The sequence below is a fragment of the Citrobacter sp. CK181 genome, from assembly GCF_030333595.1.
In the GTDB taxonomy this organism is placed as follows: domain Bacteria; phylum Pseudomonadota; class Gammaproteobacteria; order Enterobacterales; family Enterobacteriaceae; genus Citrobacter_B; species Citrobacter_B koseri.
In genome coordinates this window covers 403,201-427,202 of sequence record NZ_JAOWFN010000012.1, presented here as the reverse complement: position 1 = coordinate 427,202, position 24,002 = coordinate 403,201, and the positions used below count along the sequence as shown (strand labels likewise).

The 24,002-nt window shown below is 52.5% G+C and carries 19 protein-coding genes; 13 read left to right on the top strand and 6 right to left on the bottom strand.

What is annotated here, in order from left to right; translation table 11 throughout:
• Window positions 1–37: 37 nt before the first annotated feature.
• On the bottom strand, window positions 38–664 hold the full coding sequence (gene ycaC / locus OGW17_RS11365; RefSeq protein ID WP_071258295.1) for an isochorismate family cysteine hydrolase YcaC: 627 nt from the start codon (window positions 662–664) through the stop codon (window positions 38–40).
• A 313-nt stretch (window positions 665–977) separates the two neighbouring features.
• On the opposite strand from ycaC, the gene OGW17_RS11360 reads away from it, so the two are divergent.
• Window positions 978–2,126: an MFS transporter gene (locus tag OGW17_RS11360; protein ID WP_012133025.1), complete on the top strand. Its 1,149-nt coding sequence runs from the start codon at window positions 978–980 to the stop codon at window positions 2,124–2,126.
• Between the two features lie 78 nt (window positions 2,127–2,204).
• Here the strand turns inward: OGW17_RS11360 and pflA are convergent, their stop codons facing one another.
• The 4 genes from pflA to ycaO form a co-directional block, all read right to left on the bottom strand.
• Entirely contained in the window at window positions 2,205–2,945 is a 741-nt protein-coding gene (gene pflA / locus OGW17_RS11355; RefSeq protein ID WP_024130479.1) for a pyruvate formate lyase 1-activating protein, read from the bottom strand.
• A 191-nt stretch (window positions 2,946–3,136) separates the two neighbouring features.
• The gene (gene pflB, locus OGW17_RS11350; protein ID WP_012133023.1) at window positions 3,137–5,419 is read right to left on the bottom strand and encodes a formate C-acetyltransferase; all 2,283 of its coding nucleotides are present in this window, start codon (window positions 5,417–5,419) and stop codon (window positions 3,137–3,139) included.
• A 51-nt stretch (window positions 5,420–5,470) separates the two neighbouring features.
• On the bottom strand, window positions 5,471–6,331 hold the full coding sequence (focA, locus tag OGW17_RS11345) for a formate transporter FocA (protein WP_024130478.1): 861 nt from the start codon (window positions 6,329–6,331) through the stop codon (window positions 5,471–5,473).
• Window positions 6,332–6,736: 405 nt separating this feature from the next.
• Entirely contained in the window at window positions 6,737–8,497 is a 1,761-nt protein-coding gene (gene ycaO, locus OGW17_RS11340; RefSeq protein WP_024130477.1) for a 30S ribosomal protein S12 methylthiotransferase accessory factor YcaO, read from the bottom strand.
• 409 nt (window positions 8,498–8,906) lie between these two features.
• Between ycaO and serC the strand changes: the two genes are divergently transcribed.
• The 12 genes from serC to OGW17_RS11280 all read left to right on the top strand — a co-directional run bounded on the left by serC (window position 8,907) and on the right by OGW17_RS11280 (window position 23,163).
• On the top strand, window positions 8,907–9,995 hold the full coding sequence (gene serC, locus OGW17_RS11335) for a 3-phosphoserine/phosphohydroxythreonine transaminase (RefSeq protein ID WP_071258293.1): 1,089 nt from the start codon (window positions 8,907–8,909) through the stop codon (window positions 9,993–9,995).
• Window positions 9,996–10,065: 70 nt separating this feature from the next.
• The gene (aroA, locus tag OGW17_RS11330; RefSeq protein WP_114647423.1) at window positions 10,066–11,349 is read left to right on the top strand and encodes a 3-phosphoshikimate 1-carboxyvinyltransferase; all 1,284 of its coding nucleotides are present in this window, start codon (window positions 10,066–10,068) and stop codon (window positions 11,347–11,349) included.
• 181 nt (window positions 11,350–11,530) lie between these two features.
• Window positions 11,531–12,214 carry a (d)CMP kinase gene (gene cmk / locus OGW17_RS11325; RefSeq protein WP_012133018.1) on the top strand — a complete coding sequence of 228 codons (684 nt, stop codon included), beginning with the start codon at window positions 11,531–11,533 and terminating at the stop codon, window positions 12,212–12,214.
• A gap of 113 nt (window positions 12,215–12,327) precedes the next feature.
• On the top strand, window positions 12,328–14,001 hold the full coding sequence (gene rpsA, locus OGW17_RS11320) for a 30S ribosomal protein S1 (RefSeq protein ID WP_012133016.1): 1,674 nt from the start codon (window positions 12,328–12,330) through the stop codon (window positions 13,999–14,001).
• 157 nt (window positions 14,002–14,158) lie between these two features.
• Entirely contained in the window at window positions 14,159–14,443 is a 285-nt protein-coding gene (gene ihfB / locus OGW17_RS11315) for an integration host factor subunit beta (RefSeq protein ID WP_000167332.1), read from the top strand.
• Window positions 14,444–14,838: 395 nt separating this feature from the next.
• On the top strand, window positions 14,839–17,103 hold the full coding sequence (locus tag OGW17_RS11310; RefSeq protein ID WP_286452195.1) for a ComEC family protein: 2,265 nt from the start codon (window positions 14,839–14,841) through the stop codon (window positions 17,101–17,103).
• 36 nt (window positions 17,104–17,139) lie between these two features.
• Window positions 17,140–18,888 (top strand): lipid A ABC transporter ATP-binding protein/permease MsbA, encoded by a 1,749-nt coding sequence (gene msbA / locus OGW17_RS11305; protein WP_012133012.1) that lies wholly within the window; start codon window positions 17,140–17,142, stop codon window positions 18,886–18,888.
• Window positions 18,885–19,862 carry a tetraacyldisaccharide 4'-kinase gene (gene lpxK / locus OGW17_RS11300; RefSeq protein ID WP_012133011.1) on the top strand — a complete coding sequence of 326 codons (978 nt, stop codon included), beginning with the start codon at window positions 18,885–18,887 and terminating at the stop codon, window positions 19,860–19,862. Before msbA ends, lpxK begins: the two co-directional genes overlap by 4 nt.
• A 43-nt stretch (window positions 19,863–19,905) precedes the next feature.
• Window positions 19,906–21,138 (top strand): winged helix-turn-helix domain-containing protein, encoded by a 1,233-nt coding sequence (locus OGW17_RS11295; protein ID WP_071258289.1) that lies wholly within the window; start codon window positions 19,906–19,908, stop codon window positions 21,136–21,138.
• Window positions 21,139–21,189: 51 nt separating this feature from the next.
• Window positions 21,190–21,372 carry a protein YcaR gene (ycaR, locus tag OGW17_RS11290; protein ID WP_012133009.1) on the top strand — a complete coding sequence of 61 codons (183 nt, stop codon included), beginning with the start codon at window positions 21,190–21,192 and terminating at the stop codon, window positions 21,370–21,372.
• Entirely contained in the window at window positions 21,369–22,115 is a 747-nt protein-coding gene (gene kdsB, locus OGW17_RS11285; RefSeq protein WP_012133008.1) for a 3-deoxy-manno-octulosonate cytidylyltransferase, read from the top strand. Before ycaR ends, kdsB begins: the two co-directional genes overlap by 4 nt.
• Before the next feature lie 154 nt (window positions 22,116–22,269).
• The gene (locus OGW17_RS11280; RefSeq protein ID WP_012133006.1) at window positions 22,270–23,163 is read left to right on the top strand and encodes a YcbJ family phosphotransferase; all 894 of its coding nucleotides are present in this window, start codon (window positions 22,270–22,272) and stop codon (window positions 23,161–23,163) included.
• Here OGW17_RS11280 and elyC read toward each other — a convergent pair.
• Window positions 23,140–23,919 (bottom strand): envelope biogenesis factor ElyC, encoded by a 780-nt coding sequence (elyC, locus tag OGW17_RS11275; protein WP_071258287.1) that lies wholly within the window; start codon window positions 23,917–23,919, stop codon window positions 23,140–23,142. The genes OGW17_RS11280 and elyC overlap by 24 nt on opposite strands.
• Window positions 23,920–24,002 lie beyond the last annotated feature (83 nt).

Genomic DNA, 24,002 nt, shown 5'->3' with positions numbered 1-24,002 from the left:
GGCGCGAGCCGCCATCAGGCAATATGTCCCTGGTTTTTTACTCCTGCTTAGTTAACGTGTCGTAGCTGGTCATCAGATTGCGATAATCAGGAATGTGATTAGAGAACAGCGTCGCCAGACCTTCGATATCATTACGCCAGTCGCGGTGTAACTCACACGCCACGCCAAACCATGTCATTAATTGTGCGCCAGCCTGCGACATGCGATCCCAGGCGGAGTGACGGGTAATTTCATTAAAGGTGCCTGACGCATCGGTCACGACAAACACATCGAACCCTTCTTCAATCGCAGAGAGGGCGGGGAAGGCCACGCACACTTCCGTGACAACCCCCGCAATGATGAGCTGCTTCTTACCTGTCGCCTTAACAGCTTTCACGAAATCTTCATTGTCCCACGCGTTGATGTTTCCGGGGCGTGCAATGTAGGGGGCATCGGGGAACTGTGCTTTCAATTCCGGCACCAACGGCCCGTTTGGCCCCGTTTCGAAACTGGTGGTAAGGATAGTGGGGAGGTTGAAGTATTTGGCTAAATCGCCAAGTGCGAGAACGTTATTTTTGAATTTGTCAGGATCGATGTCTCGTACAAGAGACAGCAGCCCCGCCTGGTGATCAACTAAAAGAACCGCAGCATCATTTTTATCGAGACGAACGTAAGGCTTAGTCATTATCTTCTCCTGATGAGAGTTAGCGTTACATCAAAAGCCATTCCGGTGTGTTGTCTTCCCCAAAAGCATAGACCGGAAAAATGATGTTGCAGGAACCATGAAATTTTTCGACTGAACGAAACGCGGCAGTTTTGTTTTAGGTCAATTAAAACAATAACATGATGTTTATCGGATGCTGCTCTTTCATGCCATGAATCAGTATTTCAAATCGAAGGGCGGGAAAGCGCGTAATGCCGCGATTCGGGTAGATTGACAATGTTTTTGTTGGTGGCATGATGCGCATGAAATTTGAACTTCCTCACGGTTTTTATCCATGTCCATCTATACCCGGCCCGTCATGCTTTTGCTGTGCGGCCTGCTTTTGTTGACTCTGGCGATCGCAGTATTAAACACGCTCGTCCCCTTGTGGCTTGCCCAGGAAAGCCTGGCAACCTGGCAGGTCGGTATGGTCAGTTCGTCCTACTTTACCGGGAATCTGGTTGGGACGTTGCTTACCGGGTATTTAATCAAGCGCCTGGGATTTAACCGCAGCTACTATATTGCCTCGCTCATTTTTGCGGCGGGTTGCGTAGGGCTGGGCATGATGATTGGTTTCTGGAGCTGGCTGGCCTGGCGCTTTGTTGCCGGCGTGGGCTGCGCCATGATTTGGGTCGTGGTGGAAAGCGCTTTGATGTGCAGCGGAACATCCCGTAATCGTGGGCGGTTACTGGCTGCGTACATGATGGTCTATTACGTGGGAACGTTTTTGGGGCAACTGCTGGTCAGTAAAGTTCCGACAGAATTAATGAGCGTTCTGCCGTGGGTAACCGGCATGATTCTGGCGGGCATTTTGCCGCTGCTCTTTACCCGTATCCTGAACCAGCAGTCGGAAGAACACGATACGACGCCGATTACGTCAATGCTGAGACTGCGTCAGGCGCGGTTAGGTGTAAACGGATGCATTATTTCCGGGATTGTACTGGGATCGCTGTATGGCCTGATGCCGCTGTACCTTAATCATCAGGGGATTAGCAATGCGAGCATCGGTTTCTGGATGGCCGTGCTGGTGAGCGCCGGTATTTTAGGCCAATGGCCGATTGGTCGTCTGGCCGATAAGTTTGGCCGTCTTCTGGTGCTGCGTGTACAGGTCTTTGTGGTGATCCTCGGCAGTATTGCCATGCTGACTCAGGCTGCGATGGCGCCCGCCTTATTCATTCTGGGGGCGGCAGGCTTTACGCTCTATCCCGTCGCGATGGCCTGGGCTTGTGAAAAGGTAGAACGTCATCAGCTTGTGGCAATGAACCAGGCGTTGCTGCTCAGCTATACCGTAGGCAGCCTGCTGGGGCCGTCATTTACCGCGATGCTGATGCAGAATTACTCTGATAATCTGTTGTTTATTATGATTGCCAGCGTCTCGTTTGTTTATTTGCTTATGCTGCTGCGCAACGCAGGACATACGCCGACCCCTGTGGCGCACGTTTAATTTATGTGATCAGGTATGAAGTCTGTAGGCCGGATAAGACGTTTTCGCGTCACCATCCGGCGATACCGACAAAATAACTCAGTACATCACTTTATGACCGTACTGCTCAAGAATACCTTTTACGCGCTCCATGGTTTCTTTCTTCGGCGGTTTAACGCCATCAAGCTTGTATTCTTCGCCCATTGCGACCCATTTGTGTTTGCCTAACTCGTGATAGGGCAGCAGTTCGATTTTTTCAACGTTGCCCATATCGCGGGTGAATTCGCCCAGACGGTGTGCTGAGTCGTCATCGTCAGACCAGCCCGGCACCACAACGTAGCGAATCCAGGTCTTAATGCCCTTTGCGGAGATGTATTTGGCGAACTCCAGCGTGCGATGGTTGGATACGCCAACCAGATTCTGATGAATCTCGTCATTCATCTGCTTCAGGTCAAGCATCACCAGGTCGGTGACTTCCAGCAGTTCATCGATGACCGGATCGTAGCGGCGAACAAAGCCGTTGGTATCAAGACAGGTATGGATGCTTTCTTTCTTACAGGCGCGGAACCAGTCGCGAACAAACTCTGCCTGTAAGATCGCTTCGCCGCCGGAAGCCGTTACGCCGCCGCCGGATGCGTTCATAAAGTGGCGGTAGGTGACGACCTCTTTCATCAGATCTTCAACGGTAACTTCTTTGCCGCCATGCGTATCCCAGGTGTCGCGGTTATGGCAATACAGGCATCGCATCAGACAGCCCTGGAAGAACGTAATAAAGCGGATGCCCGGGCCGTCAACGGTACCACAGGATTCAAAGGAGTGAATGCGACCAATAACTGACATTGCGGTGTTTCTCCAGATGTGGCCCATCCGGGGCCGTGTTAGTGCACAGTTATTAACTGTGTCGAGTCTGTTTTGGCAGTCATCCATTGAGTATAGATAGCTGGCGAAAGAGACTTAGTTGTTAAAAAGGCCCCACTTACGTGGAGCCTTTATTGTACGCTTTTTACAGTACGATTTCAGTCAAAACCCAATTACATGGTCTGAGTGAAGGTACGAGTAATAACGTCCTGCTGTTGTTCTTTAGTCAGGGAGTTAAAACGTACTGCGTAACCTGATACACGGATGGTCAGCTGCGGATATTTTTCCGGGTGTTCCATCGCGTCCAGCAGCATTTCACGGTTCATCACGTTCACGTTCAGGTGCTGACCACCTTCGATGGACGCTTCGTGGTGGAAGTAACCATCCATCAGACCCGCCAGGTTGGTTTTACGTACTTCGTCGTCTTTACCCAGTGCATTCGGAACGATAGAGAAGGTGTAAGAGATACCATCTTTAGCGTAAGCAAACGGCAGTTTTGCAACGGAGGTCAGAGAGGCAACAGCACCTTTCTGGTCACGGCCGTGCATTGGGTTAGCACCCGGTCCGAACGGCGCGCCAGCACGACGACCGTCTGGGGTGTTACCGGTTTTCTTACCATACACAACGTTAGAAGTGATGGTCAGAACAGACTGAGTCGGGATAGCGCCACGGTAAGTGGTCAGTTTCTGAATTTTCTTCATGAAACGTTCTACCAGGTCAACCGCCATGTCATCAACGCGAGAGTCGTTGTTACCAAACTGCGGGTATTCGCCTTCGATTTCGAAGTCTACAGCCAGGCCGTCTTCGTCACGAATCGGTTTAACTTTCGCATATTTGATTGCAGACAGGGAGTCAGCAGCAACGGACAGACCTGCGATACCACACGCCATAGTGCGGATAACGTCACGGTCGTGCAGCGCCATCAGAGAGGCTTCGTAGCTGTACTTGTCGTGCATGTAGTGGATCACGTTCAGCGCGGTGACATACTGTTTAGCCAGCCAGTCCATGAAGTGATCCATGCGGTCCATCACTTCGTCGAAGTTCAGAACGTCGCCTTTGATCGGTTCAGATTTAGGACCAACCTGCATTTTCAGTTTTTCATCAACGCCGCCGTTGATTGCGTACAGCATGGTTTTCGCCAGGTTTGCACGCGCACCGAAGAACTGCATTTGTTTACCAACAACCATCGGGCTTACGCAGCAAGCAATAGCGTAGTCATCGTTGTTGAAGTCTGGACGCATCAGGTCATCGTTCTCGTATTGCAGAGAAGAGGTGTCGATGGACACTTTAGCGGCGAATTTCTTGAAGTTCAGCGGCAGTTTTTCAGACCACAGAACGGTGATGTTCGGCTCAGGAGACGGACCCATGGTGTACAGGGTGTTCAGGAAGCGGAAGCTGTTTTTGGTAACCAGAGTACGGCCGTCAACGCCCATACCGCCGATAGATTCAGTTGCCCAAATCGGGTCGCCAGAGAACAGTTCATCGTATTCCGGCGTACGCAGGAAGCGAACCATACGCAGTTTCATGACCAGGTGGTCAATCATTTCCTGTGCGTCTTGTTCGGTGATTTTGCCTGCTTTGATATCACGTTCGATGTACGCATCCAGGAAGGTGGATACGCGACCGAAGGACATTGCTGCGCCGTTCTGAGACTTAACAGCGGCCAGGTAGCCGAAGTAGGTCCACTGGATAGCTTCCTGAGCGTTGGTAGCCGGACCAGAGATATCGCAGCCGTATTTAGCCGCCATCTCTTTGATCTGACCCAGCGCGCGGTGCTGTTCAGCAATTTCTTCACGCAGACGGATAGTCGCTTCCAGGTTTACGCCGTTTTCCAGGTCAGACTGCAAAGAGACGAACTGGGCGTATTTGTCTTTCATCAGGAAGTCGATACCGTACAGCGCAACGCGACGGTAGTCACCGATGATACGGCCACGGCCATACGCATCTGGCAGACCAGTCAGAACACCGGATTTACGGCAGTTCAGAATGTCTTTGGTATAAACATCGAATACGCCCTGGTTGTGGGTTTTGCGGTATTCGGTGAAGATTTTTTTCAGCATCGGGTCCAGCTCGCGATTGTACGCTTTGCAGGAACCTTCAACCATTTTGATACCACCGAACGGGATGATCGCACGTTTCAGCGGAGCTTCAGTTTGCAGACCAACGATTTTCTCAAGCGCTTTATTGATGTAGCCAGCGTCGTGAGAAGTGATGGTAGAAGCAACGGAGGTGTCAAAGTCAACAGGCGCGTGAGTGCGGTTTTCCTGTTTAACGCCTTCCATTACGCTGTCCCACAGTGCAGTGGTCGCATTCGTCGCGCCAGCCAGGAAGGACTCATCACCCTCGTACGGAGTGTAGTTTTTCTGAATGAAGTCACGGACGTTTACTTCATTCTGCCAGTCACCTTTGGTAAAACCTTCCCAGGCTGTGGCTAACTTTTCATTAAGCTCGGACATGTAACACCTACCTTCTTAAGTGGATTTTTTATTTACTGCGTATAACGCTCATCAGCAATGATGATCGTCGCCACGCAGGTAAATGACCCAGTATGTCAACCCGACCAATAAACCGCCGCCGATAATGTTACCGATTGTGACCGGAATCAGGTTATCGGTGATGAAATTCATCACGGTCAGGTGAGAAAAACTTTCCGGACTGGAGCCCACTGCGGCCCAGAATTCCGGTGTGGCGAAGTCACGGATTACAATCCCCATCGGAATCATAAACATGTTTGCGATGCTGTGCTCAAAACCGCTGGCAACAAACATGGCGACGGGCAATACCATGATAAACGCTTTGTCCATCAGGCTACGACCCGAGTAGCTCATCCACACGGCCAGGCAAACCATCAGGTTAGCCAGGATACCCAGGCAGACAGCTTCAATAAAAGTATGATGCATCTTGTGGTCGGCGGTTTGCAGGACGTTAAGCCCCCATCCGCCGTTGGCGGTCATATACTCGCCGGAAAGCCACATCAACAACACAAAGAGCAGACAACCGATCAGGTTACCAAAATAAACGTTGAGCCAGTTTTTTGCCAGTTGGCCCCATGTGATTCGGCCGCTCGCTTTCGCGACAACAATCAGCACTGTTGATGTGAAAAGATCTGCGCCGCAGATAACACAGAGAATCAGCCCCAGCGAGAAGCAGATGCCTCCAACCAGTTTCGCCATACCAAAAGGCATTGTGCCTGTACCGGTTGTGGCGGTGATATAGAAAACAAAGGCAATGGAAATGAACACACCCGCGGTAATCGCCAGATAGAAAGTCTTCAGCGGATGTTTCGTTGCTTTATAGACACCTGCCTCTTCGGCCACTTTGGCCATTGCAGCAGGGAGTAATAGATCAAAAGGGTTGTCAGCTTTCACACTAACTCTCTCTTTATTAAGTCGGCGACGAGATACTAACAAAGCATTATAGATGAGAATTTGATATAGATCATATCTCGCCTGGCTTATAGGCCCGCAAGATGCGTGGTTTTTACGCGATTGCGGTGTAAATATTTGATTATCCAAATAAAAATAAATTTTAAAAATTATAAAGTGAGTTGAATTTTTTCGCTGAGCCTCCCCGGTGGCAGTTAATTAAAATGGAGTAATTGGCAAATAAAGTAACACCAGCACATTAATATCTGTAATATCAACTACCAATATTTAACCTTGTTATTACATTTATTTTCGTTTGCCAAAAAAATAAAAAAACAGGGCGCATAAAGCGCCCCGTAATATAGCTCAGTCGATTGTTTAAACCTACCTATAGTGGGTTATTCGCTTCTATTTTGACCAGTGAGCGGCCTTGGCGCGCTGCAATTTCTCATAGGCTTTCAGCAGGGACTGATGTGATGCGAAAGCATGCAGATCGCTATCAACCGCTTGCAGCCCATAAAATGCCGCTTCGCCGCTCAGTGCCGCGCTGGCCGCTTCAACAGCTTCGGCGCCATACATCCGAACGAAAGCATTCAGGTATTGCAGCGGTTCGCGGTCTTCTTCCTGCGCCAGAAGCAGCAGCGTTTGCAGACAGCGGTAGTAGTTCGCACGTTCAGCGCTAAAGATGGAGGCGTTGAATTCCATCGTCCACTCTGTCCAGATCAGCGCCTGCTCCAGATCGCCGCCAGCCAGCGCCAGCATTGCTTTAAGCTCACCGATGCGCAGGGTATACCAGCCATTATCCGGGCCTGTCGCCAGGCCAAGTAACTCGCGCACGCGGGTAAAGTCATCAAAGCCTTCTTCATCTAATTGTTCAATCAGATTGAGGTAAGCCTCTTTCTCCCATGCGCTGCCCGGCAGGGCAAGGAGGGTTTCGCGCAGATGGCTTCCCATGCTGTTGTTGGCGAGCCACAGATCTTCTGCCGGATAAATATCAGACATGCCCGGTACAATAATGCGGCAGGCATAAACGCCGAGGTGCTCATAGTCGGCAATATAGACCTCTTTATCTTCCGCATTGAAGATTGCCATCAGCGTGGCGAACTCTTCTTCCGTGGTGCCGGAGAAACTCCAGTCAGCAAACGGATAGTCGGCATCCTGCTTGAACAGATCCCAGGAGATCAAACCGCTGGAGTCAATGAAGTGCGTCTCAAGGTTAGTATGTTCAGCCACTTCTTCGTCGTCGAACGTTGGCGGGGTAAAGACATCAAGATCTTTCAGTCCACGGCCCTGCAACAGCTCGGTGACGGTACGCTCCAGCGCAACGCCGAAATCAGGATGCGCGCCGAAGGAGGCGAAGCAGGTGCCGTTGGCCGGGTTGAACAGGACGACGCAGATAACCGGATACTGACCGCCCAGCGAGCCGTCATAAGCGAAGATTGGGAAACCTTCCGCCTCCAGCTTAGCGATGGCCTCTACCACTGCCGGGTAGCGTGCCAGCACATCGGCTGGAATTTCCGGCAGGCTAATGCTTTCGGCGATGATGCGGTTTTTAACATGACGTTCGAACACTTCAGACAAACCCTGCACACGCGCTTCGTTGCGGGTGTTACCGGCCGACATCCCGTTGGAAACGTACAGGTTGCCGATAATGTTCATCGGAATATACACGGTGTGATTATCAGACTGGCGGGTAAACGGCAGGCCGCAGATACCGCGATCTTCGTTACCGGATTGCAGGTCTATAAGCATGCTTCCGGCCAGCTCGTTTTCCGGGTCGTAGAACGCGCGCAGACGGTCATCCAGTAACCCTTCCGGCAGGGCGTCGTCATCGGTTAGCGGGAACCATTTTTCATTCGGATAATGCACGAACGGGCCATTGGCGATGGTTTCACCCAGCCAGAAATCGGCGAAGAAATAGTTGGTGGACAGACGCTCAAAATATTCACCCAGCGCGGAAGCCAGTGCGGCTTTTTTGGTTGCGCCTTTGCCGTTGGTAAAGCACAACGCGCACTCTTTGTCGCGAATATGCACAGACCAGACGTTAGGCACCGGATTCAGCCAGGAGGCCTCTTCAATATGAAAACCGAGGTCGAGCAGTTTTTGCTGGAAGCGAGCGATGGAATCTTCCAGGGCGGCGTCTTTGCCGGGGATAAATGTTTGCGTCATGAAAATCACTTTTGTCGTACGGAAAGCGCGCAATGATACGGGTTTTATGTTGACGGCGCTATCGCCGCCGCCCCGGCAGCGTAAATAAAAGTGCGTAGTAGCGTCGTTCCTGTGAATGCCGGGGATCGTCAATGACGCCCGCGCGGCGCAAATCCAGAATGGTCGAAGGCCAGCCGGGTAAAACGGGCTACCTGACAGCGAATCTATCGGTTTTATGTCGTCAATCCGATAGATTCTGTTGTGTGACGTAGCGCGCATTTTTGGCCTGATGAGTTTTACCCATTGCGGCGCGTGTCACTGAATGATAAAACCGATATCCACAGGAATAACTTATACCCAATATCCGTCGTCCTGCCTTGCGCAGACGTCCGGGTGCTGAGGCGATAATAACGCAACGTGGTGAGGGGAAATGGCTCAGGTCTTCAATTTTAGTTCAGGTCCGGCAATGCTACCGGCGGAAGTGCTTAAACTGGCTCAACAGGATCTGCGTGACTGGCACGGTCTTGGCACGTCAGTAATGGAAATTAGCCACCGCGGCAAAGAATTTATCCAGGTCGCAGAGGAAGCGGAACAGGATTTTCGCGATCTCCTTAGCATCCCCTCCAACTACAAAGTATTGTTCTGCCACGGCGGCGGCCGTGGGCAGTTTGCGGCAATTCCGTTAAATATTCTGGGCGATAAAACGTCGGCGGATTACGTTGATGCCGGTTACTGGGCGGCCAGCGCCATCAAAGAAGCGAAAAAATACTGTTCGCCAAACGTGATTGACGCCAAAGTCACGGTTGACGGTCTGCGTGCGGTCAAACCGATGAGCGAGTGGCAGCTTTCTGATAACGCCGCTTACGTTCATTATTGCCCGAACGAGACTATCGACGGCATCGCAATTGATGAAACGCCGAATTTTGGTTCGGATGTCGTTGTGGCTGCGGATTTCTCATCCACAATTCTTTCCGCGCCGCTGGATGTGTCGCGTTATGGCGTGATCTACGCCGGGGCGCAGAAAAACATCGGCCCGGCGGGGCTGACAATTGTGATCGTGCGTGAAGATCTGTTAGGTAAAGCGAACATCGCTTGCCCGTCTATCCTTGATTACACCGTGCTGAACGACAACGACTCGATGTTCAATACCCCGCCGACCTTTGCCTGGTATCTTTCTGGCCTGGTGTTCAAATGGCTGAAAGCGCAGGGCGGCGTTGCGGCGATGAACAAAATCAATCAGCAAAAAGCGGAACTGCTGTATGGCGTGATTGATAACAGTGATTTCTACCGTAACGATGTGGCGAAATCGAATCGTTCACGTATGAACGTGCCTTTCCAGCTAGCGGACAGCGCGCTTGATAAAGTCTTCCTGGGGGAATCTTTCGCTGCGGGTCTGCATGCGCTGAAAGGTCATCGCGTGGTGGGCGGAATGCGCGCCTCTATCTATAACGCAATGCCGCTTGAAGGCGTGAAGGCGTTGACGGATTTCATGGTCGATTTCGAGCGTCGCCACGGCTAATTCGTTTTCTTTTTTCATCCCCACAGCCAGCCTGTGGGGTTTTTATTTCTGTTTTTGAGAGTTGAGTTTCATGGAATCCCTGACGTTACAACCCATCGCGCGGGTCGATGGCACCATCAATCTGCCTGGCTCCAAGAGTGTTTCGAATCGCGCTTTGTTACTGGCGGCATTAGCAAGCGGCACCACTGTTCTGACAAACCTGCTGGACAGCGATGATGTTCGCCATATGCTGAACGCGCTGAGTGCGTTGGGGGTCAGTTATACCCTTTCCGCCGACCGTACCCGTTGTGAAATTACCGGGCTGGGCGGCGTATTACATGCCGAAGGCGCGCTGGAACTGTTCCTGGGCAATGCGGGAACGGCGATGCGTCCGCTTGCCGCCGCGCTGTGCCTGGGGGCAAATGATATCGTGCTGACCGGTGAGCCTCGCATGAAAGAGCGCCCGATCGGTCATCTGGTCGATGCGCTGCGTCAGGGCGGTGCGAAGATTGATTATCTGGAGCAGGAAAACTATCCGCCTCTGCGTCTGCGCGGCGGTTTTAGCGGCGGTCACGTTGAGGTTGATGGCAGCGTCTCCAGTCAGTTCCTCACCGCGCTGCTGATGACCGCGCCGCTTGCGCCGCAGGATACGACGATCGTAATTAAAGGCGATCTGGTGTCCAAACCGTATATCGACATCACGCTGAACCTGATGAAAACATTCGGCGTTGAGGTTGAGAACCAGAATTACCAGCGTTTTGTGGTGAAAGGGGAGCAGCAGTATCGTTCACCGGGTCAATATCTGGTGGAAGGCGACGCGTCATCCGCTTCTTATTTCCTTGCCGCTGGCGCCATTAAAGGCGGAACGGTAAAAGTGACGGGGATTGGGCGCAACAGTATGCAGGGCGATATCCGCTTTGCCGACGTACTGGAGAAGATGGGCGCCACTATCACCTGGGGCGATGACTTCATTGCCTGTACGCGCGGTGAACTGAACGCTGTGGATATGGACATGAACCATATCCCGGATGCGGCGATGACCATCGCCACGGCGGCGTTGTTTGCTAAAGGCACCACCACGCTGCGTAATATCTATAACTGGCGTGTGAAAGAGACTGACCGCCTGTTTGCGATGGCGACGGAACTGCGTAAAGTCGGCGCTGAAGTGGAAGAGGGGCATGATTTCATTCGTATCACGCCACCGGCTCAGTTGCAGTTTGCCGAAATCGGCACCTATAACGATCACCGTATGGCGATGTGTTTCTCGCTGGTCGCGTTGTCGGATACGCCGGTGACGATTCTCGATCCGAAATGTACCGCTAAAACCTTCCCGGATTACTTCGAACAACTGGCGCGTATTAGTACGCCTGCCTGATAAAAGTAAAACATTGTCATCTTTTGGGCTGGCTCTTCGCCAGCCCGCTATAATTGCGCAAATCTTCCTCATCTGATGACAGACAAAATGGGTTTTTGCATACAAAGATAACGATTGTGAGCGTTGGCGCGTATAATGCGCGGCGTTCACGTTAACGGTATGCCTGTTTAAGGAGAAAAAGATGACGGCAATTGCCCCGGTAATTACCATTGATGGCCCAAGCGGTGCAGGTAAAGGCACCTTGTGCAAGGCAATGGCGGAAGCATTGCAATGGCATCTGCTGGACTCGGGCGCGATTTATCGTGTACTGGCGCTGGCGGCCTTACATCATCATGTTGATGTCACCTCTGAAGACGCTCTTGTACCGCTTGCGTCTCATCTGGATGTTCGTTTTGTCTCAACCAATGGCAATCTGGAAGTCATTCTGGAAGGGGAAGATGTGAGCGGGGAAATCCGCACGCAAGAAGTCGCGAACGCGGCATCTCAGGTCGCTGCGTTCCCGCGCGTGCGCGAAGCGCTTTTGCGCCGCCAGCGTGCGTTTCGCGATGCGCCAGGGTTGATTGCCGATGGCCGCGACATGGGAACGGTGGTATTCCCTGATGCGCCAGTAAAAATTTTCCTGGATGCGTCTTCTGAAGAACGCGCTCACCGCCGTATGCTACAGTTGCAGGAGAAGGGCTTTAGTGTTAACTTTGAACGCCTTTTGGCCGAGATAAAGGAACGTGACGACCGCGATCGTAATCGCGCTGTCGCGCCACTGGTTCCTGCTGCCGATGCTTTAGTTCTGGATTCTACCCGATTAAGCATTGAGCAAGTGATTGAAAAAGCGTTACAATACGCGCGCCAAAAACTGGCACTCGCTTAAGTGCGACCGAATTTGTAGTACCCCCGCTGCAATGGATTGACAGTGGGTATGTGAAACAACCCCATCCGGCATGGAGCCAGGTGGACGTTAAATATGAAACCTGAAGATTAAACATGACTGAATCTTTTGCTCAACTCTTTGAAGAGTCCTTAAAAGAAATCGAAACCCGCCCGGGTTCCATCGTTCGCGGCGTTGTTGTTGCTATTGATAAAGATATCGTACTGGTTGACGCTGGTCTGAAATCTGAATCCGCCATTCCGGCTGAGCAGTTCAAAAACGCCCAGGGCGAACTGGAAATCCAGGTTGGCGACGAAGTTGACGTTGCTCTGGATGCAGTAGAAGACGGCTTCGGCGAAACCCTGCTGTCCCGTGAAAAAGCGAAACGTCACGAAGCCTGGATCACGCTGGAAAAAGCTTACGAAGATGCTGAAACTGTTACCGGTGTTATCAACGGCAAAGTTAAGGGCGGCTTCACTGTTGAGCTGAACGGTATTCGTGCGTTCCTGCCAGGTTCCCTGGTAGACGTTCGTCCGGTGCGCGACACGCTGCACCTGGAAGGCAAAGAGCTTGAATTCAAAGTCATCAAGCTGGATCAGAAGCGCAACAACGTTGTGGTTTCCCGTCGTGCCGTTATCGAATCCGAAAACAGCGCAGAACGCGATCAGCTGCTGGAAAACCTGCAAGAAGGCATGGAAGTTAAAGGTATCGTTAAGAACCTCACTGACTACGGTGCATTCGTTGATCTGGGTGGCGTTGACGGCCTGCTGCACATCACCGACATGGCATGGAAACGCGTTAAGCATCCGAGCGAAATCGTAAACGTTGGCGACGAAATCACTGTTAAAGTGCTGAAGTTCGACCGCGAGCGTACTCGTGTATCTCTGGGCCTGAAACAGCTGGGCGAAGATCCGTGGGTAGCTATCGCTAAGCGTTATCCAGAAGGTACCAAACTGACTGGTCGCGTGACCAACCTGACCGACTACGGCTGCTTCGTTGAAATCGAAGAAGGCGTTGAAGGCCTGGTTCACGTTTCCGAAATGGATTGGACCAACAAAAACATCCACCCGTCCAAAGTTGTTAACGTTGGCGATGTAGTGGAAGTTATGGTTCTGGATATCGACGAAGAACGTCGTCGTATCTCCCTGGGTCTGAAACAGTGCAAATCCAACCCGTGGCAGCAGTTTGCGGAAACCCACAACAAGGGCGACCGTGTTGAAGGTAAAATCAAGTCTATCACTGACTTCGGTATCTTCATCGGCCTGGACGGCGGCATCGACGGCCTGGTTCACCTGTCTGACATCTCCTGGAACGTTGCAGGCGAAGAAGCAGTTCGTGAATACAAAAAAGGCGACGAAATCGCAGCAGTTGTTCTGCAAGTTGACGCAGAGCGTGAGCGTATCTCCCTGGGCGTTAAACAGCTCGCAGAAGATCCGTTCAACAACTGGGTTGCTCTGAACAAGAAAGGCGCTATCGTAACCGGTAAAGTCACTGCTGTTGACGCTAAAGGCGCAACCGTAGAACTGGCTGACGGCGTTGAAGGTTACCTGCGTGCTTCTGAAGCATCCCGTGACCGCGTTGAGGATGCGACTCTGGTTCTGAGCGTTGGCGACGAAGTTGAAGCTAAATTCACTGGCGTTGATCGTAAAAACCGCGCAATCAGCCTGTCTGTTCGTGCGAAAGACGAAGCTGACGAGAAAGATGCAATCGCAACTGTTAACAAACAGGAAGATGCAAACTTCTCCAACAACGCAATGGCTGAAGCTTTCAAAGCAGCTAAAGGCGAGTAATTCTCTGAAACTTCGGGTGTTTTATCCCGAAGTTTGATGAGTTTACTTGACAGATTACAAGATTCGTCCTGTAATCAAGCACTAAGGGCGGCTACGGCCGCCCTTAATCAATGCAATAACAGCAGCAGCCAATTTGCTTACAGGAACCGGAGGAATCATGACCAAGTCAGAATTGATTGAAAGACTTGCAACCCAGCAATCTCACATTCCCGCGAAAGCGGTTGAAGATGCAGTAAAAGAGATGCTGGAACATATGGCCTCGACTCTTGCGCAGGGCGAGCGTATTGAAATCCGCGGTTTCGGCAGCTTTTCTTTGCACTACCGCGCACCTCGTACCGGACGTAACCCGAAGACTGGCGATAAAGTAGAACTGGAAGGAAAGTATGTTCCGCACTTTAAGCCGGGTAAAGAACTGCGCGATCGCGCCAATATTTACGGTTAAGTTTTAACGAAAAACTTGATCCAGAAAAAAGCACCTGAACGGTGCTTTTTTCATTTCTGAGTTCCGACCGGAAAAGAGACTTTAACGCCGCCATCAGGCATAAACCTATGCCTGATGGCGCTACGCTTATCAGGCCTACAGATATGCTCCCGTGACTCCCGTAGGCCGGATAAGACGCTTTGCGTCGCCATCCGGCACAAAGCAGCGCCTGATGGCGCTACACTCATCAGATCTACAGATGCGTTCTCGTAGGCGTAACTGGAAAGCCTCTCGCATTTTTATGTGCATCTTGCATTCCCAACGCGAAAACCACGGAATTTGCGCTGAATAACCACAAATTGTCGCCAGACAAACGTTAGCTAAATCTGCACACTTCCTGTAACAGGGAGGTGTCTATGAAAATAACAACGGTCAGCGTGTGTGCATTATGCGGAATTCTTCCGCTAATATTCTTACCTGTACTTCCCGGTTCGTTGTGTCTCATTGGCATATTTTGTTTTGCCTGCGCGCTGTCCTTTGTTCCATATAAATATACGCAGTACGCCAGCTTGACCCTGCTGTTTTTTCTCTGGGGAATACTTGCTGCAAAGCAAGCTGTCTGGCCGGGTAATACCTTGCCTGGCGCAACACAAGAAGCCGTGGTGCAAATTACGGCGACCGATCATGCCACCACACATTACGGGCAAATTACCCATGTACAGGGGAAACGCCTGTTTCCCTCGGTGGGCGTTGTTCTTTATGGGCAATATTTGCCCGGCGAACTGTGTGCAGGTCAACGTTGGGCGATGAAACTAAAAGTCCGTGCCGTGCATGGTCAGCTTAATGAGGGGGGATTTGATAGCCAGCGTTATGCGCTCGCGCAACATCAGCCTCTGAGCGGCCGGTTTCTGCATGCGACGGTCATCGAATCGTCATGTAGTTTACGCGCGCGTTATCTTGCTTCCCTCAATACCACGCTGGCGCACTACCCCTGGCAGCAGGTTATCCTGGCATTAGGCATGGGCGAGCGTTTATCAGTATCGCAAGAAGTCAAAAATATTATGCGTGATACTGGTACGGCGCACCTGATGGCCATTTCAGGGTTGCATATCGCCTTTGCCGCACTGCTGGCGGGAGGATTGATTCGTGGCGCGCAATTTTTACTTCCCACCCGCTGGATTCACTGGCAAACGCCGTTAGTGGGAGGGATTGTGTGCGCGACGTTTTACGCCTGGCTCACGGGGTTACAACCACCCGCGTTACGTACGGTTATGGCGCTGGTAGTGTGGGGGTTACTGAAGCTGAGCGGTCGACAATGGAGCGGTTGGGAGGTCTGGTTCTGCTGTCTGGCGGCAATAGTGATTGCCGATCCGATTGCTGTTCTGTCGCAAAGTCTGTGGCTTTCGGCCTTTGCTGTCGCTGCGCTTATTTTCTGGTATCAGTGGTTTCCTGTACCGGCCTGGGCGTTGCCTCGGGCAGGGAAAGTCGTGTTGGATCTCGTTCACTTACAGTTGGGCATTACGCTTCTGCTCTTACCTGTGCAAATAGCGCTTTTTCATGGCGTAAGTGTGACCTCTTTTCTGGCGAATCTGTTTGCTGTTCCTTTGGTTACATTTATCTCTGTACCACTGATACTGGCGGGAATGATCGGCCATTTGACCGGTCCGCTGATGGCTGAAGAAGGCCTCTGGGCGCTGGCTGACGCCTCTCTGGACGTGTTGTTCCGGGCGCTGAAAAGTCTGCCGGAAGGGTGGATTAATATTGATTATCGCTGGCAATACCTGTCTTTGGCTCCCTGGTTAACGCTTATGGCATGGCGATTGAATGCCTGGCGAACTTACCCGGTGATCTGTTTGTCTGGCGTGTTGCTGTTGAGCTGGCCGTTATGGCGTACGCCGCGCACGGAGGCGTGGCAGGTTCATATGCTGGATGTCGGACAGGGGCTGGCGATGGTTATCGCGCATAATGGGAAAGCGATACTTTATGATACGGGACGCGCCTGGCCGGATGGCGATAGCGCACAGCAGCTCATCATTCCCTGGCTACGCTGGCACAATCTGGAACCTGAGGGGATTATCCTGAGCCATGAACATCTGGATCATCGGGGTGGCCTGTCATCATTACAGAAGACGTGGCCTTCGCTCTGGATACGAAGCCCATTAGGCTGGAAGGGCCATCTGCCGTGCTTTCGTGCGGAGCAGTGGACGTGGCAGGGGCTATCCTTCAGCGCACACTGGCCGATTAAAGGAAACAGGGAAAAGGGCAACAACCATTCCTGCGTGGTTAAAGTGGATGACGGAAAGCAGAGTATTTTGCTGACGGGCGATATTGAATCTCCGGCTGAACAAAAAATGCTAAGTCGTTATTGGCGTCATTTGCAGGCGACAATCATTCAGGTTCCGCATCATGGCAGTAATACATCGTCGTCATTAGCGTTAATTCAACGGGTTGAGGGCCTGGCCGCGCTGGCGTCGGCATCGCGCTACAACGCCTGGCGTCTGCCTTCCTGGAAGGTAAAACAGCGCTATCAACAGCAAGGTTATCAGTGGCTGGATACCCCGCATCAGGGGCAAATTTCGGTGGATTTTTCCCCGCAAGGCTGGCGCATACGAGGTTTACGGGAGCAAATTTTACCTCGTTGGTATCATCAGTGGTTTGGCGTGTCAGAGGATAACGGGTAGAATATGCGGCTATTTCAACAAATGCTGGTTTTTTGAATGCATAACGATAAAGATCTCTCTACGTGGCAGACGTTCCGCCGACTGTGGCCTACCATTGCGCCTTTCAAAACTGGGCTGATCGTGGCGGGTGTCGCGTTGATCCTCAATGCGGCCAGCGATGCTTTTATGTTATCGCTCCTCAAACCATTGCTGGACGATGGTTTTGGTAAAACAGATCGATCGGTGCTGCTTTGGATGCCGCTGGTGGTTATTGGCCTGATGATATTACGTGGTATCACCAGCTATATTTCCAGCTACTGTATTTCATGGGTATCGGGCAAAGTGGTGATGACCATGCGCCGTCGTCTGTTTGGTCATATGATGGGGATGCCTGTTGCATTCTTTGATAAACAATCAACGGGGACACTGCTTTCTCGTATTACCTATGACTCAGAACAGGTTGCGTCATCGTCTTCCGGGGCGTTGATTACGGTCGTGCGTGAAGGTGCATCGATCATCGCTTTGTTTATCATGATGTTCTATAACAGCTGGCAACTGTCGATCATTCTGGTCATTTTGGCGCCTGTTGTGTCTATTGCGATTCGCGTGGTATCGAAGCGTTTTCGTAGCATCAGTAAAAACATGCAGAACACGATGGGGCAGGTGACCACCAGTGCAGAGCAGATGCTGAAAGGCCACAAAGAAGTGCTTATCTTTGGCGGTCAGGAAGTTGAAACGAAGCGTTTTGACAAAGTCAGCAATAAAATGCGTCTGCAAGGGATGAAAATGGTGTCTGCATCATCCATCTCTGATCCGATCATTCAGCTGATCGCGTCTCTGGCGCTGGCCTTTGTTCTCTATGCGGCTAGCTTCCCGAGCGTAATGGACAGCCTGACTGCGGGTACGATTACCGTCGTATTCTCATCAATGATTGCCCTGATGCGTCCTCTGAAATCGCTGACCAACGTCAATGCGCAGTTCCAGCGTGGTATGGCGGCATGCCAGACGCTGTTTGCTATTCTGGATAGCGAGCAAGAGAAAGACGAAGGCAAACGCGTAATTGAACGTTCGACGGGCGATCTGGAATTCCGCAATGTGACCTTTACCTATCCGGGGCGTGAAACGCCTGCGCTGCGCAATATCAATCTGCATATTCCGGCGGGTAAGACGGTTGCACTGGTCGGGCGTTCCGGTTCAGGTAAATCAACCATTGCCAGTCTGATCACGCGCTTCTACGACATCAATGAAGGGAATATCCTGATGGATGGACACGATCTGCGTGAATATACCCTGTCTTCATTGCGTAATCAGGTCGCGCTGGTTTCGCAGAATGTGCACCTGTTTAACGATACGGTTGCGAACAACATCGCCTATGCGCGTACTGAAGAGTACAGCCGCGAGCAAATTGAAGAAGCGGCGCGTATGGCGTATGCCATGGACTTTATCAGCAAGATGGATGACGGTCTGGATACGGTTATCGGCGAGAACGGCGTACTGCTTTCCGGTGGTCAGCGTCAGCGTATCGCGATTGCCCGTGCGTTGCTGCGTGACAGCCCAATCCTGATTCTGGATGAAGCCACTTCTGCGCTGGACACCGAATCCGAACGCGCGATTCAGTCCGCGCTGGATGAGTTGCAGAAAAACCGTACTTCGCTGGTTATCGCGCACCGCCTCTCAACGATTGAACAAGCTGATGAAATTGTCGTGGTGGAAGACGGGATTATTGTTGAGCGTGGAACCCATCGCGAATTGCTGGAGCAGCGCGGTGTGTATTCGCAACTGCATAAAATGCAATTTGGCCAATGATCGCCCGCATCTGGTCTGGTGAATCGCCCCTGTGGCGTCTGTTGCTCCCACTCTCCTGGCTGTATGGCCTGGTGAGTGGGGGGATTCGCTTGTGCTACCGGCTGGGAATTAAACGCGCCTGGCGTGCGCCGGTGCCAGTTGTTGTCGTCGGTAACCTTACGGCGGGGGGCAACGGAAAAACGCCGGTCGTTATCTGGCTGGTCGAGCAACTGCAACAGCGCGGCATTCGCGTAGGGGTTGTTTCGCGGGGGTATGGCGGTAAAGCGGCGTCTTATCCGCTGTTGCTTACTCCACAAACGTCCTCTGCGGAAGCGGGCGATGAGCCGGTACTGATCTATCAACGAACCGGCGCGCCTGTTGCTGTCTCGCCGGTTCGCTCAGACGCAGTAAAAGCGATTCTCGCGCGTCACGATGTACAAATTATCGTAACGGATGACGGGCTACAGCATTATCGTCTGGCGCGCGATATTGAAATCGTTGTCATCGACGGCGTGCGCCGGTTTGGCAATGGCTGGTGGCTGCCCGCAGGGCCGATGCGTGAGCGCGCCAGCCGACTTAAATCGGTAGATGCGGTGATCGTCAACGGCGGCGTTGCCAGACCAGGAGAAATTCCGATGCAGCTGGCGCCAGGGCTGGCGGTCAATTTATGCACCGGTGAGCGCCGTCATGTCGCGGAGTTAAGCAACATTGTCGCGATGGCGGGGATTGGCCATCCTCCACGTTTCTTTGCTACGCTCGAAGCGTGTGGGGCATCGCTACAGAAATGCGTTCCGTTGGCCGATCATCAGTCTCTCGCCTTTAACGATGTGAAGGCGTTAGTAACCGACGGGCAAACGCTGGTCATGACGGAAAAAGATGCCGTTAAATGCCGGGGATTTGCCGAGGACAACTGGTGGTATTTACCTGTAGACGCGCGTTTGTCGGGTGAACAACCTGACGCACTGCTTGAACAACTCATCTCGCTGGCTCGCTAGCACAAATTGATGTGGCGGCAGCGAACGATTCCCGGAGTTATACATGTCGTTGCCGCATCTCTCTCTTACGGATGTTCGTCATCTCCATCTTGCTGCGCAAGGTTTGCTGAAAAAGCCCCGCCGTCAGGCATTGCCTGCGGATATTCTCGCGACGATTTCGCGCATGTCTTTATTGCAAATCGATACGATCAACGTTGTGGCGCGCAGCCCCTATCTGGTGCTGTTTAGCCGTCTGGGCCACTACCCGCAACAGTGGCTGGACGACTCGTTGTCGCGTGGCGAACTCATGGAATACTGGGCGCATGAGGCCTGTTTCTTACCGCGTAGCGACTTTACGCTAATTCGTCACCGTATGCTGGCGCCTGAGAAGATGGGCTGGAAGTACAAAGCATCGTGGATGCAGGAACATGCCGATGAGATCGCGCAGTTGATCCAGCATATTCATCATAACGGCCCTGTGCGCTCAGCGGATTTTGCGCATCCACGCAAAGGCGCCAGTGGATGGTGGGAATGGAAGCCGCATAAGCGCCATCTTGAAGGATTGTTCACTGCCGGGAAAGTCATGGTTGTAGAACGGCGCAACTTTCAGCGCGTGTATGACCTGACGCAACGCGTGATGCCGCACTGGGACGATAAACGCGATTTACTGTCGCAGGCAGAAGCAGAAATCGCCATGCTGGATAATAGCGCGCGCAGTCTGGGGATTTTTCGCGAGCAGTGGCTGGCGGATTACTATCGCCTGCGGCGACCTGAAGTGAAAACGTGGCGTGATATCCGCGTTGAACAAGGGCAACTGGTTCCCGTTCAGGCCGACAGGCTGGGGGCAATGTGGCTACACGCCGATCTGTTGCCGCTACTGGAGCAGGCGCTGAACAATAAGCTCACCGCTACGCATAGCGCGGTTTTATCCCCTTTTGATCCCGTCGTCTGGGACCGGAAACGGGCAGAGCAGTTGTTCGATTTTAGCTACCGCCTGGAGTGCTATACCCCGGCGCCTAAACGCCAGTACGGCTATTTTGTTTTGCCGCTGCTGTATCGGGGGCAGTTGGTTGGGCGCATGGATGCCAAAATGCATCGCAAAACGGGCGTACTGGAAGTCATATCGCTCTGGTTGCAGGAGGGGGTTAAACCGGGCCCGACGCTGCAAAAAGGGTTGTTACAGGCGATTAATGCGTTCGCTCGCTGGCAACAGGCCAGTCGCGTCACGCTAGGGAGCTGCCCATCCGGCTTGTTTGCAGAAAATCGTCATGGCTGGGAAATAGACGCGGTCTCATAAACGATTATGTTAATATTGATGGATTCACAATCCGGTCCATCTGGAGGAACTATGGATCATCGTCTACTTGAAATCATTGCCTGCCCGGTATGCAACGGCAAACTCTGGTATAACCAGGAAAAACAAGAACTGATTTGCAAACTGGATAACCTGGCTTTCCCATTGCGCGATGGCATTCCGGTATTGCTGGAAACGGAAGCGCGTTCCATTACTGCTGATGAGAGTAAATCATGAGTTTTGTGGTCATTATTCCCGCTCGTTTTTCGTCCACGCGTCTGCCCGGTAAGCCTTTACTGGATATCAACGGCAAACCGATGATCGTGCATGTTCTGGAACGCGCGCGCGAATCTGGCGCTGAACGCATTATTGTCGCGACGGACCATGAAGATGTCGCTCGCGCGGTAGAAGCGGCGGGTGGAGAAGTTTGCATGACGCGCGCTGACCATCAGTCCGGGACGGAGCGTCTGGCGGAAGTCGTTGAAAAATGCGGTTTTAGCGACGATACCGTTATTGTGAACGTACAGGGTGATGAGCCGATGATCCCGGCGGTGATTATTCGTCAGGTGGCGGAAAACCTGGCGCAGCGCCAGGTTGGTATGGCGACGCTGGCGGCGCCGATTCACGGTGCTGAAGAAGCCTTTAATCCTAATGCAGTGAAAGTTGTGCTGGACGCTGAAGGCTATGCGCTTTATTTCTCGCGTGCGACGATCCCCTGGGATCGCGATCGTTTTGCGAAAAGCCTTGAGACCGTGGGCGACACGTTCCTGCGCCATCTGGGAATTTACGGCTATCGCGCCGGGTTTATTCGCCGCTACGTGAACTGGCAGCCCAGCCCGCTTGAGCATATTGAGATGCTGGAGCAGCTTCGTGTGCTGTGGTATGGCGAAAAAATCCATGTTGCCGTCGCCAAAGAAGTCCCGGGAACGGGCGTTGATACAGCCGAAGATCTTGAGCGCGTTCGCGCCGAAATGCGCTGATATCCGCTATCGCACTCCTCTCACAAATGGGAGGAGTGTCGTATCGTTACGATTTTCCCTTCATTTTTCTTTTCATCAATTGATCTCATCCGGGTGACATCTGTCCATACGGCGCTCATTATAAAAGCAGTGGCGTTTATGAGGGCAATCTGAAATGGAACAGCTGCGAGCCGAACTGAGTCATCTGCTGGGCGAAAAACTCAGCCGTATAGAGTGCGTGAGTGAAAAGGCGGATACGGCCTTGTGGTCGCTGTACGACAGTCAGGGAAACCCGATGCCGCTAATGGCGAGAAGTTTTACGACCCCTGGCGTGGCGCAGCAACTGGCATGGAAAACGACCATGCTGGCGCGTAGCGGCACGGTACGCATGCCGGTTGTCTATGGCGTGATGACGCATGAGGAACACCCCGGGCCTGATGTCCTGCTGCTGGAGCGTCTGCGTGGCGTCTCTGTGGAAGCGCCCGCCCGCACGCCTGAGCGCTGGGAGCAGTTGAAGGATCAGATTGTAGAAGGGTTGTTAGCCTGGCATCGGCAGGACAGCCGGGGTTGCGTGGGCGCGGTGGATCATACGCAGGAAAATATCTGGCCGTCCTGGTATCGCCAGCGTGTTGAAGTGCTATGGACGACGTTAAACCAGTTCAACAACACCGGGTTAACCATGCAGGATAAACGCATTCTGTTTCGTACCCGGGAGTGCCTGCCTGCGCTGTTTGAAGGATTTAATGATAATTGCGTGCTCATCCACGGCAATTTTAGCCTGCGCAGTATGCTGAAAGACGCCCGCAGCGATCAGCTTCTGGCGATGGTGGGGCCTGGCGTTATGCTGTGGGCGCCACGAGAGTATGAACTGTTCCGGCTGATGGACAATGCGCTGGCGGAAGGGTTGCTCTGGCATTATCTGCAACACGCGCCAGTGGCGGAATCGTTCATCTGGCGGCGTTGGCTTTATGTGTTATGGGACGAAGTCGCGCAGCTGGTCAATACCGGGCGTTTTAGCCGCTCCAACTTTGACCTCGCGACAAAATCACTGCTGCCCTGGCTCGCCTGACGCGCCTTTCAGCCACTGCCAGATGCGCCCCAGCGTTTCATAACCGACGCGATCGCTATGCATCAACCATACCGGGGAGGGAATTGCTCGCTCCCACGGATTTAACGGTGAATCTATCGCCAGTTGATTGGCTGGCGCAGGCAGCGGATGTAACCCAACATGCTGGAAGAAGATCATGGCGCGCGGTAAGTGGGAGGCGGAAGTGACCAGCAGGAAAGGGGCATCGCCGATGGCCTGTTTCACCGCTTCCGCCTCTTCTTCGGTATCTTTTGGCTGATCCAGCGTGATGATATCGCTGCGCGGCACACCCAGCGATTGTGCCACTCTTGCGCCCGCTTCTGCCGTACTCACGCGATTGGTTTTTGCCGCCGCGCCCGTAAAGATCAGTTTCGATCCCGGATTGGCCAGCCAGAGGCGTACGCCTTCGTTCAGACGTGGGAGGCTGTTATTGATCAGATTCGAACTGGGCGCCCACTGGGGGTTCCAGGTGTAGCCGCCGCCCAGCACCACGATATAGTCTACTTTTTGCGTTCCCTGCCAGGTGGGGTAACTGTCTTCAATCGGTTTGAGTAAACGGTCAGCAACAGGTTGCAGGCTTAACAGAAATATTGCCAGCCATCCCAGGCTGATAAACGCCTTCCCGGTTTTCTGAAAGTGGCTAAACCATACCAGCGCCAGCCCCACGCCCATGATGAGCAGCATAAAGGGAAGCGGCAGCAACAGACCGCCAGTCACTTTCTTCAGAGTAAAAAGCATCCTTTTTGGTTCCTTTTTTGACCATACAGCAGGGGATCAGCAGGGATATTACACCAGACAGGTTAAATATCGCCGCGACTATG

Coding starts and splice junctions, on each gene's coding strand:
- ycaC (WP_071258295.1), bottom strand. CDS start 664: ATGACTAAGCCTTACGTTCGTCTCGATAAAAATGATGCTGCGGTTCTT.
- OGW17_RS11360 (WP_012133025.1), top strand. CDS start 978: ATGTCCATCTATACCCGGCCCGTCATGCTTTTGCTGTGCGGCCTGCTT.
- pflA (WP_024130479.1), bottom strand. CDS start 2,945: ATGTCAGTTATTGGTCGCATTCACTCCTTTGAATCCTGTGGTACCGTT.
- pflB (WP_012133023.1), bottom strand. CDS start 5,419: ATGTCCGAGCTTAATGAAAAGTTAGCCACAGCCTGGGAAGGTTTTACC.
- ycaO (WP_024130477.1), bottom strand. CDS start 8,497: ATGACGCAAACATTTATCCCCGGCAAAGACGCCGCCCTGGAAGATTCC.
- serC (WP_071258293.1), top strand. CDS start 8,907: ATGGCTCAGGTCTTCAATTTTAGTTCAGGTCCGGCAATGCTACCGGCG.
- aroA (WP_114647423.1), top strand. CDS start 10,066: ATGGAATCCCTGACGTTACAACCCATCGCGCGGGTCGATGGCACCATC.
- cmk (WP_012133018.1), top strand. CDS start 11,531: ATGACGGCAATTGCCCCGGTAATTACCATTGATGGCCCAAGCGGTGCA.
- rpsA (WP_012133016.1), top strand. CDS start 12,328: ATGACTGAATCTTTTGCTCAACTCTTTGAAGAGTCCTTAAAAGAAATC.
- ihfB (WP_000167332.1), top strand. CDS start 14,159: ATGACCAAGTCAGAATTGATTGAAAGACTTGCAACCCAGCAATCTCAC.
- OGW17_RS11310 (WP_286452195.1), top strand. CDS start 14,839: ATGAAAATAACAACGGTCAGCGTGTGTGCATTATGCGGAATTCTTCCG.
- msbA (WP_012133012.1), top strand. CDS start 17,140: ATGCATAACGATAAAGATCTCTCTACGTGGCAGACGTTCCGCCGACTG.
- lpxK (WP_012133011.1), top strand. CDS start 18,885: ATGATCGCCCGCATCTGGTCTGGTGAATCGCCCCTGTGGCGTCTGTTG.
- OGW17_RS11295 (WP_071258289.1), top strand. CDS start 19,906: ATGTCGTTGCCGCATCTCTCTCTTACGGATGTTCGTCATCTCCATCTT.
- ycaR (WP_012133009.1), top strand. CDS start 21,190: ATGGATCATCGTCTACTTGAAATCATTGCCTGCCCGGTATGCAACGGC.
- kdsB (WP_012133008.1), top strand. CDS start 21,369: ATGAGTTTTGTGGTCATTATTCCCGCTCGTTTTTCGTCCACGCGTCTG.
- OGW17_RS11280 (WP_012133006.1), top strand. CDS start 22,270: ATGGAACAGCTGCGAGCCGAACTGAGTCATCTGCTGGGCGAAAAACTC.
- elyC (WP_071258287.1), bottom strand. CDS start 23,919: ATGCTTTTTACTCTGAAGAAAGTGACTGGCGGTCTGTTGCTGCCGCTT.